Source organism: Bacillus sp. HSf4 (assembly GCF_029537375.1).
GTDB classification, from domain to species: Bacteria; Bacillota; Bacilli; order Bacillales; family Bacillaceae; genus Bacillus; species Bacillus sonorensis_A.
Genome location: NZ_CP120679.1, coordinates 2674520 through 2690435, shown reverse-complemented (window position 1 = coordinate 2690435; position 15916 = coordinate 2674520). Strand labels below are relative to the sequence as shown.

General features: G+C 45.7%; 15 protein-coding genes. 14 read left to right on the top strand and 1 reads right to left on the bottom strand.

Annotated features, from left to right (window positions below; genetic code table 11):
- Positions 1–17 precede the first annotated feature (17 nt).
- From P3X63_RS13925 to P3X63_RS13860, 14 genes are all read left to right on the top strand, one after another.
- Positions 18–428: a cytidine deaminase gene (locus P3X63_RS13925; protein WP_026587907.1), complete on the top strand. Its 411-nt coding sequence runs from the start codon at positions 18–20 to the stop codon at positions 426–428.
- On the top strand, positions 409–1314 hold the full coding sequence (gene era / locus P3X63_RS13920; protein WP_026587906.1) for a GTPase Era: 906 nt from the start codon (positions 409–411) through the stop codon (positions 1312–1314). The genes P3X63_RS13925 and era overlap by 20 nt, the downstream gene beginning before the upstream one ends.
- Positions 1315–1470: 156 nt before the next feature.
- A complete protein-coding gene (locus tag P3X63_RS13915; RefSeq protein WP_077736405.1) occupies positions 1471–1614 on the top strand; it encodes a YqzL family protein in 144 nt (47 codons plus the stop codon).
- 37 nt (positions 1615–1651) lie between these two features.
- Positions 1652–2422, top strand: a complete 771-nt coding sequence (gene recO, locus P3X63_RS13910; RefSeq protein WP_026587905.1) for a DNA repair protein RecO — start codon at positions 1652–1654, stop codon at positions 2420–2422.
- A 352-nt stretch (positions 2423–2774) separates the two neighbouring features.
- Positions 2775–3662, top strand: a complete 888-nt coding sequence (gene glyQ, locus P3X63_RS13905) for a glycine--tRNA ligase subunit alpha (protein ID WP_026587904.1) — start codon at positions 2775–2777, stop codon at positions 3660–3662.
- Positions 3655–5694 carry a glycine--tRNA ligase subunit beta gene (gene glyS, locus P3X63_RS13900; RefSeq protein WP_026587903.1) on the top strand — a complete coding sequence of 680 codons (2040 nt, stop codon included), beginning with the start codon at positions 3655–3657 and terminating at the stop codon, positions 5692–5694. Before glyQ ends, glyS begins: the two co-directional genes overlap by 8 nt.
- A gap of 200 nt (positions 5695–5894) precedes the next feature.
- Complete coding sequence (gene ccpN, locus P3X63_RS13895; protein WP_026587902.1) at positions 5895–6533, top strand: transcriptional regulator CcpN; 639 nt, start codon at positions 5895–5897, stop codon at positions 6531–6533.
- A gap of 25 nt (positions 6534–6558) precedes the next feature.
- Entirely contained in the window at positions 6559–7371 is an 813-nt protein-coding gene (locus P3X63_RS13890) for a pyruvate, water dikinase regulatory protein (RefSeq protein WP_026587901.1), read from the top strand.
- 264 nt (positions 7372–7635) lie between these two features.
- The gene (locus P3X63_RS13885) at positions 7636–8127 is read left to right on the top strand and encodes a YaiI/YqxD family protein (RefSeq protein ID WP_026587900.1); all 492 of its coding nucleotides are present in this window, start codon (positions 7636–7638) and stop codon (positions 8125–8127) included.
- A gap of 32 nt (positions 8128–8159) precedes the next feature.
- Positions 8160–9983, top strand: a complete 1824-nt coding sequence (gene dnaG, locus P3X63_RS13880) for a DNA primase (RefSeq protein WP_077736407.1) — start codon at positions 8160–8162, stop codon at positions 9981–9983.
- A 202-nt stretch (positions 9984–10185) separates the two neighbouring features.
- Entirely contained in the window at positions 10186–11307 is a 1122-nt protein-coding gene (gene rpoD / locus P3X63_RS13875; protein WP_003183609.1) for an RNA polymerase sigma factor RpoD, read from the top strand.
- A gap of 368 nt (positions 11308–11675) precedes the next feature.
- Positions 11676–12035 carry a cytochrome c550 gene (cccA, locus tag P3X63_RS13870; protein ID WP_026587898.1) on the top strand — a complete coding sequence of 120 codons (360 nt, stop codon included), beginning with the start codon at positions 11676–11678 and terminating at the stop codon, positions 12033–12035.
- Positions 12036–12156: 121 nt separating this feature from the next.
- On the top strand, positions 12157–12873 hold the full coding sequence (locus P3X63_RS13865) for a tRNA (adenine(22)-N(1))-methyltransferase (RefSeq protein WP_026587897.1): 717 nt from the start codon (positions 12157–12159) through the stop codon (positions 12871–12873).
- On the top strand, positions 12866–13987 hold the full coding sequence (locus P3X63_RS13860) for a Nif3-like dinuclear metal center hexameric protein (protein ID WP_026587896.1): 1122 nt from the start codon (positions 12866–12868) through the stop codon (positions 13985–13987). The genes P3X63_RS13865 and P3X63_RS13860 overlap by 8 nt, the downstream gene beginning before the upstream one ends.
- Before the next feature lie 191 nt (positions 13988–14178).
- On the opposite strand, the gene P3X63_RS13855 is transcribed toward P3X63_RS13860, so the two are convergent.
- Entirely contained in the window at positions 14179–15756 is a 1578-nt protein-coding gene (locus tag P3X63_RS13855) for a Na+/H+ antiporter (RefSeq protein ID WP_026587895.1), read from the bottom strand.
- Between the last annotated feature and the right edge of the window lie 160 nt (positions 15757–15916).

Genomic DNA, 15916 nt, shown 5'->3' with positions numbered 1-15916 from the left:
AGGAAGGAATACACACATTGAACAAACAAGAATTGATTACAGAAGCGTTAAAAGCAAGAGAATATGCATATGTTCCGTATTCAAAGTTCAAAGTGGGAGCCGCCCTCTTGACGGAGGACGGCAAGGTGTACAGAGGCTGCAACATTGAAAATGCTGCTTACAGCCTGTGCAATTGCGCCGAACGGACGGCATTATTCAAGGCGTATTCCGAAGGTGAAAAAGCCTTTAAGATGCTCGCCGTTGCCGCTGATACACCGGGGCCCGTTTCACCGTGCGGAGCATGCAGACAGGTCATCTCTGAACTTTGTTCAAAAAACATGCCTGTTGTTTTAACCAATCTGAACGGCCAAGTGAAAGAAATGACGGTTCAAGAATTACTGCCAGGAGCTTTTTCATCGGAGGATCTAAATGACACAGAACAGCTTTAAATCAGGATTTGTGTCCATCATCGGACGACCAAACGTAGGAAAATCTACTTTTTTAAATCGCGTGATCGGCCAAAAAATCGCCATCATGAGCGACAAACCGCAGACAACGAGAAACAAGGTGCAGGGTGTTTTGACCACCGGAACTTCTCAAACGATTTTTATCGATACGCCCGGCATTCATAAACCGAAGCATAAGCTGGGCGACTTTATGATGAAAGTGGCGCAAAACACGCTGAAAGAAGTCGACTTAATTTTGTTCATGATCAATGCGGCGGAAGGGTATGGAAAAGGCGACGAATTTATTATCGAGCGCTTAAAAGGGCTGAACACTCCCGTTTTCTTAATCATCAATAAAATCGACCAGATTCACCCTGATGAACTGCTTCCGCTTATTGATGAATACAGAGCCAGATACCCTTTTAAAGAAATCATCCCGATTTCCGCCCTGGAGGGGAATAATACCGACACTCTTCTAAGGCAAATTGAAGATTATTTGCCGGAAGGTCCGCAGTTTTACCCGAGTGACCAGGTGACCGATCATCCAGAACGCTTTATCATTTCTGAGCTGATTCGGGAAAAAGTGCTGCATCTGACAAGGGAAGAGATCCCTCACAGCATCGCGGTCTCGATTGATTCGATCGAAAAACGGGAAAACGGGTCTGTACATGTGAGTGCGACCATTGTCGTCGAACGCGATTCGCAAAAAGGAATTGTCATCGGTAAGAGAGGCAGTCTGCTGAAAGAAATCGGCAAACGGGCACGGGTTGATATCGAAGCGCTGCTCGGCTCATCGGTTTATTTGGAGCTGTGGGTCAAAGTGCAAAAAGACTGGCGCAATAAGATGTCTCAGCTTCGTGATTTTGGATTTAGAGAAGACGAGTATTGATCGGCACACTTGACCGGGTAGTCGTTACAAAATCTCTCGAAATCAAAGCGATATTAGAAAAAATTGTTTAACATGAAATGGAGGATTCAAGGTCAAGATAATCTTAAGAATTTGGATGTTTGAAAAGCTAGTTATAAACAGAAAGGTGGGGCTTTTATGTTGAATTTTACTTGGAATGTATTTTCACAAACAGGAAACGTTGATACGTACCTCCTTTTCAAGGAATTGGAGAAGGAGAACCTGGAAAGACCCGAAGCACTTGACGAAGAGCTAGCAGAAGTTGACTTTCCAATTTTGTGATCAAGCTTGACCCCTCCGATTTTTGGATGGTGCACATATGCTGACGAAATGTGAAGGTATCGTCATTCGTACAAATGATTACGGAGAATCAAATAAAATCATTACACTGTTAACGAGGGAAAATGGGAAAATCGGCGTGCTGGCCAGGGGGGCAAAAAAGCCGAACAGCCGCCTGTCCGCCATTTCCCAGCCGTTTCTTTATGGCTCGTTTTTATTCAGAACGTCATCAGGTCTCGGCACATTGGAGCAGGGCGAAATGATCGATAGCATGCGGAATATCCGGGAGGATCTTTTTTTAACGGCATATGCCGCATATATCGCAGAATTAATTGATAAGGGGACTGAGGAAAAGAAGCCGAATCCGTTTTTATTCGAACTGCTTCTTCAGTCGATGAGAAGGCTGAATGACGGTACAGATCCCGACATCATCACCAATCTCATCGAAGTCAAAATGCTCGGTGTGCTCGGCCTGTATCCGGAATTAAACGAATGTGTCCACTGCAAAAGTAAGGAAGGCACATTCCACTTTTCCATTCGGGACAACGGCTTCATTTGCCATCGCTGTTTTGCGAAAGATCCGTACAGGGTTCCGCTGTCTCCTGCATCCGTAAGGCTCTTGAGGCTGTTTTTTTATTTTGACCTTTCAAGGCTTGGCAATGTATCGGTCAAACAGGAGACGAAAGAGGAGCTGAAAACAGTCATCCAGCTTTATTATGATGAGTACTCCGGGATTTATTTGAAATCACGGCGCTTCATGGAGCAAATGGACAATATGAAAAAAATGCTGGGGAAAGAAAACAAAAGTTGACATCCTCTTCATCTTTTTATAAGATCATGTCATAAAGATTGCGGGATCTAAAAGTCCGCTTATAAGTTTCAATAATGTGTTGCGGCGACGGAAAGAAGTAGTTGCGCCCCCTCATTGAAGCGACCCCGGGACGGTGAAAGCCGGGGATGAGAGCGTAATGAAAGGCATTCCATGAGCAACTTTTAAAAAAGAGGCTGGGACGAATCTCTCAGCAATTAGGGTGGAACCGCGGGAGAACTCTCGTCCCTATGTTTGTGGGAAAACAAGCATAGGGACGGGAGTTTTTTCTGCTTAAAACTTTAGCCCTATGCCAATATGAAAAAACGAAACACGTTCTGTGGAGGTGCTTGATTTGAATATTCAAGAAATGATTCTGACACTGCAAAAGCATTGGTCTAATGAAGGCTGTGTCCTTTTGCAGTCGTACGATGTTGAAAAGGGCGCGGGAACAATGAGCCCCTATACATTTTTGCGGAGCCTCGGGCCGGAGCCGTGGAAGGTAGCGTATGTTGAGCCGTCAAGGCGCCCGGCTGACGGAAGATACGGCGAGAATCCAAACAGGCTTTACCAGCATCATCAGTTCCAGGTCATCATCAAACCGTCTCCGGACAATATTCAGGAGCTGTATTTGGATTCATTAAAAGCGCTCGGAATTGATCCTTTGGAGCATGATATCCGGTTTGTTGAGGACAACTGGGAAAACCCGTCACTCGGCTGCGCAGGGCTCGGCTGGGAAGTATGGCTTGACGGCATGGAAATCACCCAATTCACGTATTTCCAACAGGTCGGAGGTCTTGAATGCAAGCCGGTTTCCGTTGAAATCACATACGGGATTGAGCGGCTTGCTTCATACATTCAGGATAAAGAAAATGTCTTTGATCTGGAATGGACAGACGGCTATACGATCAGAGACTTATTCTTGATGGCCGAATACGAGCATTCAGTCTACACGTTTGAGACATCTGATGTGGAGATGCTGTTCGAACTGTTTGCCACATATGAAAAAGAAGCGATCAGGCAAATGGATCAGGGACTCGTTCATCCGGCGTATGATTATGTCCTGAAATGCTCCCACACGTTCAACCTGCTTGATGCCAAAGGAGCCATTTCCGTTACGGAAAGGACAGGATACATCGCAAGGGTCAGAAACCTGGCTAGAAAAGTAGCCAAAACGTATTATGATGAACGCGAAAAGTTAGGCTTTCCAATGCTGAAGGAGGAAGAGGCTTCACATGAGTAATCAAGATTTGCTTTTAGAAATCGGACTGGAAGAAATGCCGGCTCGTTTCATGCACGACAGCATGACCCAATTGGGGGAAAAGCTTGAAAGCTGGCTGAAAGACAAAAAAATCGCGTACGGGGAAGTCAGGCTTTTTAACTCGCCGAGAAGGCTTGCCGTCCTTGTCAAAGATGTTGCTGAAAAACAGGAAGATGTGAAGGAAGAAGCCAAAGGACCGGCAAAGAAAATCGCCCTTGATGAAAACGGTGAATGGACGAAAGCGGCAATCGGTTTTTCACGGGGACAAGGGGCGAGCCCGGAAGACCTGTATTTTAAAGATGTAAAGGGAACAGAGTATGTATTTGTACAGAAATTCCAAAAAGGCCAAGAGACGATGACACTTCTTCCCGAGCTCCGCGATTTGGTGACAAGTCTCCATTTTCCGAAAAATATGCGCTGGGGCAGCGAGGAGCTGAAATACATCAGGCCGATTAAATGGATTGTCGCCCTTTTCGGCAGCGAGATTGTTCCGTTTTCTGTCGCCCATGTTGAAAGCGGCCGGGTGACGGAAGGACATCGCTTCCTCGGCAAAGCGGCGGAGCTTGGTTCGCCTGCAGAATACGAAACAAAACTGGAAAGCGAATTTGTCATCGCTGATCCGGCAAAGCGAAAGCAGCTGATCACGAAGCAGCTGGATGAATTAGCCGCGGAAAAATCATGGGATATTCCGAGAGACGAAGGTTTATTGGAGGAAGTCAACCATCTGGTTGAATATCCGACCGTTCTGTTCGGAGCATTTGAAGAAGAGTTCCTTTCCATTCCTGAAGAAGTCCTTGTGACAACGATGAAGGAACATCAGCGCTACTTCCCTGTCAAAGACGAAAACGGCAGTCTCCTCCCTTACTTTGTGACGGTGCGCAACGGGAATGACCGCGCTCTTGAAAACGTTGCGAGAGGGAATGAAAAGGTGCTGAGAGCCCGCCTTTCAGATGCAGCCTTCTTCTATAAGGAAGATCAAAAACTGAATATCGAAGAGAATGTTGAAAAGCTTGAGAAGATCGTCTTCCATGAAGAGCTCGGTTCGCTCGGAGACAAGGTAAGGCGTTCAAGCGCAATCGCAGAACGAATCGCCCGGAAAATCGGTGTCGATCAAGAAACGCTTGAGCTGATTCAACGCGCTTCACACATTTCCAAATTCGACCTTGTGACCCATATGGTATACGAGTTCCCTGAGCTTCAAGGTATCATGGGTGAAAAATATGCGCGGATGCTCGGCGAAAAAGAAGAAGTGGCGCTTGCGGTCAATGAGCATTACATGCCAAGGCAAGCCGGCGGACAGACGCCGTCATCAGTCATCGGTGCCGTTGTCGCTTTAGCCGATAAGCTTGATACTGTGGCTTCATTTTTCAAAATCGGTGTGATTCCGACCGGATCTCAAGACCCGTACGGATTAAGACGGCAGGCGAGCGGAATCGTGCAAATTCTGCTGGACCGGAATTGGGGAATTTCCTTTGAGGAGCTCGCCTCTTTTGCAGGGCAGGAAGAAAACAGCGAACTGCTTGATTTCTTCAAACTGCGCCTTAAATATGTCCTGACAGCTGAACACATCCGTTATGATATTGTCGAAGCCGTGCTTGAAAGCACCGGTCTTGAGCCGTATTCAGCGCTCAAAAAAGCCGTTGTGCTGGAGAATGCAGCCGCCAAGCCGGACTTTAAAGAAACGGCCGAAGCGCTGGCCAGGGTCATCTCGATCAGCAAAAAAAGCGGAGACGGCCATGTGGATGCGTCCCTGTTTGAAAACACTCAGGAAGAAATGCTCTTTAAAGCTTATGAGGAAAGCAAACGTCGGATTGAAGGCTTTTATGAAGCAAAAGATTTTGATGGTGCCTTCAGCGAACTGTCTAAGCTGAAAACACCGATTGAAGCATATTTTGATCATACGATGGTTCATGCTGAAGATGAAAGATTAAAAGAAAACCGCCTGGCGCAAATGGCAAGTCTGGCGGAGCTGATTCGCTCTTTTGCAAACATCGATGCCATCATTGTAAAATAAACGGCAAAAGACGGTTGCTGACAGCCCGGCAATCGTCTTTTTTAAACTAAGGGTATCGATTTTTCACATCCCTGTCAAAATGTGCCTGTCTTTTTCATAGAATCCAAATATAATTGCTGTTATTTTCGCGGCTTTATGCGTTATAATATGTTATCGACTTTTATACATATTGCACGAAACACGGGGCTGACTTAAAGGTGGTGAGTACAATCGAACTAAATAAACGTCAGGAGCAAATTTTGCAGATCGTCAAAGAGAACGGACCGATCACAGGGGAGCATATAGCGGAGAAATTGAATTTGACAAGGGCCACTCTCCGCCCGGATTTGGCGATCTTGACAATGTCGGGTTTTTTGGAAGCAAGGCCGAGAGTCGGCTATTTTTATACCGGAAAGACAGGCACGCAGCTCTTGGCAGATAAGCTGAAAAAGCTGCAGGTAAAAGACTTTCAGTCCATCCCGGTGGTGATCCATGAAAATGTTTCCGTCTATGATGCGATCTGCACGATGTTTTTAGAGGACGTAGGAACGCTTTTTGTCGTTGATGATAATGCCATCTTAGTCGGTGTACTTTCACGAAAAGACTTGCTCAGAGCAAGCATCGGCAAGCAGGAGCTCCCTTCAATTCCCGTCCATATTATCATGACGAGAATGCCGAACATTACGCTGTGCAGGCGTGATGATTTCATTTTGGACATTGCCAAAATGCTGATTGAAAAACAGATTGATGCATTGCCTGTTGTAAAAGATACGGAAAAAGGCTATGAAGTGGTGGGGAGAATCACCAAAACGAACATGACAAAAATCCTTGTCAGCTTATCTGAAAATGAAATCATGTAGAGCAAACAACAAATGGGGGGATATCATGAGTAACCGCACGATTTATGTTGTATCCGACTCTGTCGGCGAAACCGCTGAACTCGTAGTCAAGGCGGCGATCAGTCAATTTAACGGTTCATCTGAACATACCAATATCAGGCGGATACCTTATGTGGAAGACCGCGGAACAATTAAAGAAGTGATTGCACTGGCCGAAGCGGACGGCGGCATCATCTGCTTCACCCTCGTCGTGCCGGAGATTCGCGAATTTTTAATTGCCGAAGCAGAGAAAGCGAATGTTGTCTATTATGATATTATCGGCCCCTTGATCGAAAAAATGGAATCCGTCTACGGTTTCAATGCAAAATATGAACCGGGCCGGGTTCGTAAGCTTGATGAAGATTATTTCAAAAAGGTGGAAGCGATCGAATTTGCCGTGAAATATGATGACGGCAGAGATCCGCGGGGCATTCTGAAGGCGGACATCGTGCTGATCGGCGTGTCAAGAACGTCCAAAACCCCTTTATCGCAATATTTGGCCCACAAGCGTCTCAAGGTGGCCAACGTGCCGATCGTTCCGGAAGTGGATCCTCCTGAAGAACTTTTTTCGGTTGACCCCGCCAAATGTATCGGGTTGAAAATCAGCCCTGACAAGCTGAACCATATCCGCAAAGAGCGCCTGAAATCGCTCGGTCTCAACGACAAAGCGATCTATGCCAATATCAACCGCATCAAAGAGGAGCTCGAATATTTTGAGAAAATCGTGAACCGCATCGGCTGTGAAGTCGTAGATGTATCGAATAAGGCGGTCGAGGAAACGGCCAACATTATCCATAACATGATGACAAAAAGGGCCTAACGAACAAAACTCAGGACACCCCATCCTGGGTTTTTGCTTTGACGGTATCGGGAAAGTTGAAAATGATAGCATCTTTTACCCATTTGTATTATAATAAAAAATTGTGATAAAATAATTAACTTTTAGGTTTAAGCTAAGTACAGAACGAATAAACTATTATGGGTATCGTGTCAAGAATTTCAAGAAAAAAACTTTCGACAAATTCTTATAGCTCGATCGTTTTTAAACCTGTGTGATTTTGCCTGTATTTATAGCAGGAGATTGATGGAGGGATGGAGAATTAGTCTTCTTGAAAAAGAAAGGACGATTTTTGTCGATGCAGACGCATGCCCGGTAAAAGATGAAGTGTTAAAAACAGCAGCGGACTTCCGAGTGAATGTCGTTTTTGTGGCCTCATTTGAACATTTTCAAGTCACGAGGAAGGAAGAAGAGAATTGGCATTATGTCGATCCTCATAAAGAAGCTGCCGATCTGTATATTGCCAACCATGTTCGTCCCGGCGATGTGGTCGTCACACAAGATATCGGGCTTGCATCGCTCTTGCTGGGCAAAAAGGTCTTTGTGATGTCGGAGAGAGGCTTTCTTTTCAAAGAGAGTTCCATCGACCATGCTCTATACCGCCGTCACGTCTCACAAAAATTGAGAAGAAGCGGACGCCATACAAAAGGCCCGAAAAAATTGGTCAAAGAAGACCGGGAGCGATTTGTCAAAGAGCTGCAAAAAATCTTGTCGAAAAATGAAGGATTTACGTATTAAGCAGCGAATTATGTACGACGGAGTGTTGGAACATGGGCAATCGTATACCAGATGAAATTGTGGAACAAGTACAAAAATCAGCCGATATCGTTGAAGTAATTGGAGAGTACGTCCAGCTAAGAAAACAGGGGCGTAATTATTTTGGGCTCTGTCCATTTCATGGTGAGAACACACCATCTTTTTCCGTTTCTGGAGAAAAACAGATTTTCCATTGTTTTGGATGCGGAGCCGGAGGAAACGTTTTTTCATTTTTAAGACAGATGGAAGGCTATTCATTTGTTGAAGCGGTGTCCCACTTGGCGGACAAATACCGCATCGATCTTCCTGAAGCGGCTATTTCAACAACCGCCGCTACCGGCAGCAGCTCAAATGAACAGAAAATGGCGGAAGCCCATGAGCTGTTAAAGAAATTTTACCATCATTTGCTGGTCAATACAAAGGAAGGTCAGGAAGCGCTCGATTATCTGCTCGAGAGAGGCTTTAAGATGGAACAGATCGAGCAGTTTGAAATCGGATATGCTCTTGATTCATGGGATTTCATAACGAAATTTTTGGAACGGAGAGGTTTTGATGCCGCACTGATGGAAAGAGCAGGGCTCATTATCAGGCGCGAAAACGGGGACGGTTATTTCGACCGCTTCCGAAACCGGATTATGTTTCCGATACATGACCATCACGGCACAACCATTGCTTTTTCCGGCCGGACGTTCACGGGTGAACAGCCGAAATATATGAACAGCCCGGAAACGCCGCTCTTTCGAAAAAGCAGGCTGCTCTATCATTTTCATCAGGCTCGCCTTCATATCCGCAAAGAAGAGAGGGCGGTCCTGTTTGAAGGATTTGCCGATGTCATATCAGCCGTTAGTTCGGGTGTGAAAGAATCGATCGCGACGATGGGGACATCGCTCACTGAAGAGCATGCAAAAATCATCCGGCGCAATGTCGGTGAAGTGATCCTGTGCTATGACTCGGATCAGGCCGGCTATGAAGCAACGCTGAAAGCGGCCGACATTCTTCAGAAAAAGGGCTGCACGGTCAAAGTGGCCATGATACCGGACGGACTGGACCCCGATGACTACATCAAAACATTCGGAAGCGAAAAGTTTAAGCGGGATGTAATAGGGGCCAGCGTCACCTTAATGACCTTTAAAATGAACTATTTCCGCAAGGGGAAAAACCTTTCAGATGAAGGAGACCGCCTGGCCTACATCAACGATGTGCTCAAAGAAGCCAGCATGCTAAGCGGGCCTTTGGAGCAGGAAATATATCTCAAGCAGCTGGCAAATGAATTTTCAATTTCATTCGATTCCTTAAAGGATCAGCTATCCGTCTTTATTAAGCAGGCTGCGGGGCGCAATAAGGAGAGCAGCCGTCAGGAATCAAACGAAAAGCGCGCAGCTATCTCGCGCTCCCCGCGAAAGAGAACGGGGCTGCGGCCGGCACATGAGAATGCGGAACGGATGCTGCTCGCCCACATGATTCATGACCGCGATGTCATCGGTAAGGTGTTGGAGCGGGTGGGTTTGGAATTTAACCTTGACCAGCATCGCGCTGTTGCCGCTTATCTGTATGCCATGTATGAAGAGGGGGCTGAGATTTCCACCCAGCAGCTCTTCAATAGAATCGAGGATCAGGAGCTTGCTCAGCTCCTGACGGATATTTTAATGCTTCAGGTAAACGAAGAACTGAGCGAAGCAGAATTATCTGATTATGTAAAAAAAGTGTTGAATTATCGAAATTGGTCAATGATAAAAGAAAAAGAAGCTGAAAGGGCTGAAGCCGAAAGGCAAAAAGATTTCCTCAAAGCGGCTGCATTGGCTCAAGAAATCATAAAGTTGAACCGTTCGCTCAAATAAAACGTTATATCTAATAGGATGGGCTTTTGGCAATGAATCCTTACGGAGGAGCAAATGCTTGTCCTAATCACATATTGTCAATTTATGATTGCTTTTACGTGAAGCTCTAGACTAGAAAGAAGGCTTTCAACGTGAAATAGGAACAAATAAAGCGGGATGCTTTTTAGAATTCGTCTATAAGTTTGGAAGGAGGGATCCATGAATGGCTGATAAACAAGCGCACGAGACCGAAACTGAATTCACGTTTGAACAGGTAAGGGACCAATTAACAGAGGCCGGAAAAAAACGTGGTGTGCTCACATATGAAGAAATTGCTGAGCGCATGTCCAGTTTCGATATCGAATCAGACCAAATGGATGAGTATTATGAATTTTTAGGAGAGCAAGGTGTTGAATTAATTAGTGAGAACGAAGAAACTGAGGATCCTAATATTCAACAGCTGGCCAAGGCCGAAGAAGAATTTGACCTGAATGATTTAAGCGTGCCCCCGGGCGTTAAGATAAATGATCCTGTCCGGATGTACTTGAAGGAAATCGGACGGGTAAACCTTTTATCCGCGAAAGAAGAAATTGAATACGCGAAAAAGATAGAAGAAGGCGACGAGGAATCAAAGCGGCGTCTGGCTGAAGCGAACTTAAGGCTTGTCGTCAGCATCGCAAAGCGCTACGTCGGCCGCGGAATGCTTTTCCTAGACCTGATTCAAGAAGGAAACATGGGTCTGATGAAGGCTGTTGAAAAGTTTGACTACCGCAAAGGATACAAGTTCAGCACATATGCTACATGGTGGATCAGACAGGCGATCACAAGAGCCATTGCCGACCAGGCGAGAACAATCAGGATTCCTGTGCATATGGTGGAAACCATCAATAAACTGATCCGTGTGCAAAGACAGCTCCTTCAGGATCTCGGCCGCGAACCAACGCCTGAGGAAATTGCTGAAGACATGGATCTGACACCGGAAAAAGTCCGTGAAATCCTGAAGATCGCTCAGGAGCCGGTATCACTCGAAACTCCGATTGGTGAAGAAGACGATTCACATCTGGGTGACTTCATTGAAGATCAGGAAGCAACGTCTCCGTCAGATCATGCAGCATATGAACTTCTGAAGGAACAGCTGGAAGATGTGCTTGATACGCTGACAGACCGTGAAGAAAACGTTTTGCGCCTTCGCTTCGGTCTAGATGATGGACGGACAAGGACATTGGAAGAAGTTGGTAAAGTATTCGGGGTAACAAGAGAACGAATTCGTCAAATAGAAGCTAAAGCACTTCGTAAATTGAGACACCCAAGCAGAAGCAAACGTTTGAAAGATTTTCTCGAATAAGTTGAACGGGTCACAAGATCCGTTCTTTTTTCAATCTTTTTTATGAAAGCGCTATTATTGGTAAACTCGATTATATTTTACTTAATTTCTTTCGATATTGCAAATACTTGTGGAAGTTCATTTTAAGCCATTATAACCTTGAGATTGCCGGAAAAGCCCTTTATAATTGTTACTGTAACCGTATTCAAAATATGGTTTTCAAATGGCAAATCAAAAAATCAGGATGATCGGCTTCTTTGTTCATCATTTTGTCTAAAGTGTGAACTTCATCAGCTTTTGTTTCATAACCGGTTTACTTTTTGTAAAATTAAAGTAGAATTAGAAGTGTTTACATAAGGGGCTGGGTTAATTAAAAAGGGGGATGTAAAATGAACCGCAATCCGTTGATACCATTTCTGCTTATTGCCATTATGGGCATTGCACTAGTTTTTTTCCTTTCATTCAAGGGACTGAATGATGCAAAAGAAATTGCGGGTGAAGGAAATAAAACCGCTGAAGAAAGCAAAGCGGATGCGTCGCCTGAAGAAATTTACAAGGCGAACTGTGTGACTTGTCATGGTGAAAACTATGAAGGTGTTTCAGGTCCCAAGCTAAAAGGAGTCGGCGATCACATGGATACAGCTGCCATTAAGGAGAAAATTCAAAAAGGCGGAAACGGAATGCCCGCCGGACTTGTACCGCCTGAAAAGCTTGATGAGATGGCCAAATGGGTGTCAAACATTAAATAGGTATCCAAAAAGTCCTTTTACAAAGGGCTTTTTTATTTGGCGGCAAGGCGCTTGGAAAAAAAGCGATTTTTTAATATGATGGTAAGGGATAAAATGAATATAGAAAAGTAGTGATGGTGTAGTGAATGAAGTAAAGTTGTCCAAAAGACTTGAAACGGTCGCAAAATACATACCTAAAAACGCGGTGCTTGCCGATATCGGATCAGACCATGCGTATTTGCCGTGCTATGCGCTTTTAAACGGTTTGGCCAAGCGGGCGATCGCAGGCGAAATTACAGACGGCCCGTTCAATTCCGCGAAAAATCAAGTGGAGCGCTTGGAGCTGTCCGACTTGATATCGGTTCGAAAAGGCGACGGACTAGAGGTCGTCAAGCCCGGTGAAGCGGATACGGTGACGATTGCCGGAATGGGCGGGGCATTGATCACAAGCATTCTCGAACATGGAAAGGGGAAGCTCAGCGGGGTGAAGCGGCTTGTTCTGCAGCCGAATATTCACGCTTATCATATCAGGGAATGGCTCTATCAAGAGAATTATGAGCTAATCGGCGAGGAGATTCTTGAAGAAGACGGCAAGTTTTACGAGGTGCTCGCCGCCGGCCCGGGAGACAAAGCGCGTCCGTACCAGGGAGTTGATTTTGAAATCGGTCTGTTGACAGGCCCGTTTTTGTCCAAAGAAAAAAACGCCGTTTTTATAAAGAAATGGTCAAAGGAGCTCAGCCATTTGGAAGGTATTAGCCGCGGGTTGGAGAAAGCGGCTCCGACTGCGGAAAATAAACTGAAGCATGAAGACGTGCTAAAGCGCATAAAGCAGCTCAAGGAGGTTCTCGAACGTGGTTAAAACGATCAACGGAAATGAAATCATTCAATTGTTTGAACAATTTTCGCCAAAGTCTTTTGCCGTTGAAGGAGACAAAATCGGTCTGCAAATCGGTACGCTTAACAAAAAAATCAAACACGTCATGGTTACGCTTGATGTGCTTGAAGAAACGGTGGACGAAGCGATTGAAAAGAACGTCGACTTGATCATCGCCCATCATCCCCCGGTTTTCAGGCCGCTGAAACATGTCATAACAGACCAGCCGGGCGGAAGGCTGATCGAAAAATGCATCAAGCATGATGTTGCGGTCTATGCGGCACATACAAATCTCGATGTCGCGGACGGCGGCGTCAATGATATGCTCGCGGAAGCATTGGGGTTAACGAAAACAAAGGTGCTCATTCCAACCTATGAAGAGCCCTTTAAAAAGCTCGCTGTCTACGTTCCGAAGGATTACGAGGATCAGGTCCGGGCGGCGCTTGGAGATGCGGGAGCGGGCCATATCGGCGCATACAGCCACTGTGCGTTTTCCTCTGAAGGCATCGGCAGCTTTCGTCCGCTAGATGAAGCCGACCCATTTATCGGCGAGACCGGCAAGCTTGAGCGGGTTCACGAAGTCAGGATTGAGACCGTCTACCCTGCCAGTCTTGAAAAAGCGGTGATCAAAGCGATGAAGAAGGCTCATCCATATGAAGAAGTCGCCTTTGACATCTATCCGGTCGAGCAGGCGCCGCTGCAAAAAGGGCTCGGGCGGATCGGCGAGCTGGAGGAAGACATGACGCTTGAACAATTTGCCCGCCATGTGAAGGAAAAACTTCAGGCGAATGGCGCACGGATGGTTGGGAAGCCTGATGCAAAAGTGAAGAAAGTCGCCGTACTCGGGGGAGACGGAAATAAATATATCCACCAGGCAAAAAGAATGGGGGCTGATGTCTACGTTACAGGTGATCTTTATTTCCATACGGCGCATGATGCGATGATGATCGGTCTGAATGTCGTTGATCCAGGCCACTACGCCGAGCAAATCATGAAAGAGGGCGTCACAAAAAAGCTGTCGGTCATGTGTGAAAAGAAAAAATACGATGTCACCATTTTTCCGTCAGAAACAAATACAAATCCGTTTACTTTTATATAAAAAAGGCTGTGGATTTCTCCAGGCTAGTTGCAGATTGAGGGGAAAACGGAACCAGTTTTCTTCACAGCCCTGTGCCAGAAGTTTTTAGAAACATGAATCAAGATATGAAATAACAAAAAAGCTTGTAGAAAAAACATGGGTTTCTCTACAAGCCAAAAGCAGACTGCGGGCAGTCTGCTTTTCTGTGTTTGTTAATGGTCATTTTCCAAACGAACGATTTCATCAATGATTCGCGCTTGCTCTTGTTCAGCGACTTCGTTTGAGATGATACCTTCCTTTGATAAGTTCTCGATCGCTTGATGTTGGGCGTATAACGAATGTTTTTTCAAGATGGTTTGCTGTTTGTTTTTGAGTTCCGGATATGTGTCGAATAATTTGTTGGTTTGTTGATGCAGCTGGCTGATCTCTTCTTTGTACTGATCTGTCAGTTCGCTGGAGACAGCTTCGTGTATAAGCAAATTGCGTTTGACTTGCTGGACTTCTTGAATGGCGGTTTCTAAGCGATGTCCTTTTGCAAGCAATTCCTCATATTCCTGATTGCCTTCTTCTTTTTGATTCACGCCTAACCGTTCAAGAAGCGGTTTGATCGTGAGCCCTTGAACAACAAGGGAGAACAAAACGACACTGAAGGCGAAAATGAGAATGTCTTCACGCCCTGGGAAGTCTCTCGGCAGGCTCAGCACGAGTGCAATGGACAGAGAACCCTTCAGCCCGCCCCAATTGATGGTATGTTTCCATGTAACCGGGAATTTCTTGATAAAGGCCAGACTGATATAGACGGCGGCACTTCGGGCGATGAGCACTATCACAATCGCCATCATGGCCAACCCCCATTTGTCAGTCAGGTCAATTCTCGTGATCTCGAGCCCAACCATTAAAAAGACAAGGGAGTTCGCGAGCAAGGCGGCGACATCCCAAAAGTTACTGATATTCAGCTTTGTCGTCGGGCTCATGCCAATTCTGGCGCCATAATTGCCGAAAATAAGCGCTGCGACCACGACGGCGATTACCCCGGAGGCTCCCGCCATTTCAGCTAAAAGAAATGAACTGTAAAACAGAATAATACTGAAAATAATTTCTAAAGGGTAATCATCAAAATACTTGGTGAGCTGGGAAAAGACATATCCTAGAACGCCACCGATGATAAGTCCGAGAGAAATCACTTTGATGAACTCCCACAAGCCTAAACCGGCGCCTTGGATGCCGAGATCCAAATAAGTCATCAAGTAAAAAGCGGAAATGTTGAACAGCACAACCGCCAGCCCGTCATTGAACAGACTTTCTCCTTCAACAACGATCGCAAGCTTTTTTGGCGCGCCGACGCTTTTGAAAATCGACAATACACTGACAGGATCTGTGGCACTCATCAGTGCGGCAAAGACAAATGCTGCCGGAATGGCCAAATGCATCAGCCACATGGAAGAAAAGCCGACGATCAGAAACGAGATGAGCGTACCGCCGAAAGCAAGTGCCAGAACGGGCCGTTTGTTTTCTCTCAAATGGGAAAAAGGAAGCTTCAGCGCCGCTTCCCCTAATAAAGCCGGCAAAAACAGCGTGATGATGACGAAGTTAAAGACTTCTCCTTCAGTAATAAAATCTTTCAATGGTTCAAAGAGCGGAATATGTACAAGTCCTATGATCGTCCCGACAATCACAAGCGCGATCGGATAAGGCTGCCTGCACTTCTTGGCGATCGCGGTGATTCCTGCTGCAATCATGACCAACAAAAAACCTAGTTCAAATATATGATGCAAGTCTAAGTGTTCCATCGAGACCTCCTTTTGTTAATGCGAACTAAAGAATTACCCTCATGTTGTCATTTGTAATCATATCATATGTAAGACAGCCCTTTGTCAGTCTGCAGAAAACAAAAAACGCCATATGATGCTGAGGTAAAAAGTTCAAAGCAGAAAAATACGCTGGCATCAA

Bases quoted from the DNA above. Each gene is read 5' to 3' on its own strand.
- era (WP_026587906.1), top strand. From the start codon at position 409: ATGACACAGAACAGCTTTAAATCAGGATTTGTGTCCATCATCGGACGA.
- P3X63_RS13915 (WP_077736405.1), top strand. From the start codon at position 1,471: ATGTTGAATTTTACTTGGAATGTATTTTCACAAACAGGAAACGTTGAT.
- recO (WP_026587905.1), top strand. From the start codon at position 1,652: ATGCTGACGAAATGTGAAGGTATCGTCATTCGTACAAATGATTACGGA.
- glyS (WP_026587903.1), top strand. From the start codon at position 3,655: ATGAGTAATCAAGATTTGCTTTTAGAAATCGGACTGGAAGAAATGCCG.
- P3X63_RS13890 (WP_026587901.1), top strand. From the start codon at position 6,559: ATGAGTAACCGCACGATTTATGTTGTATCCGACTCTGTCGGCGAAACC.
- P3X63_RS13885 (WP_026587900.1), top strand. From the start codon at position 7,636: ATGGAGGGATGGAGAATTAGTCTTCTTGAAAAAGAAAGGACGATTTTT.
- dnaG (WP_077736407.1), top strand. From the start codon at position 8,160: ATGGGCAATCGTATACCAGATGAAATTGTGGAACAAGTACAAAAATCA.
- rpoD (WP_003183609.1), top strand. From the start codon at position 10,186: ATGGCTGATAAACAAGCGCACGAGACCGAAACTGAATTCACGTTTGAA.
- cccA (WP_026587898.1), top strand. From the start codon at position 11,676: ATGAACCGCAATCCGTTGATACCATTTCTGCTTATTGCCATTATGGGC.
- P3X63_RS13855 (WP_026587895.1), bottom strand. From the start codon at position 15,756: ATGGAACACTTAGACTTGCATCATATATTTGAACTAGGTTTTTTGTTG.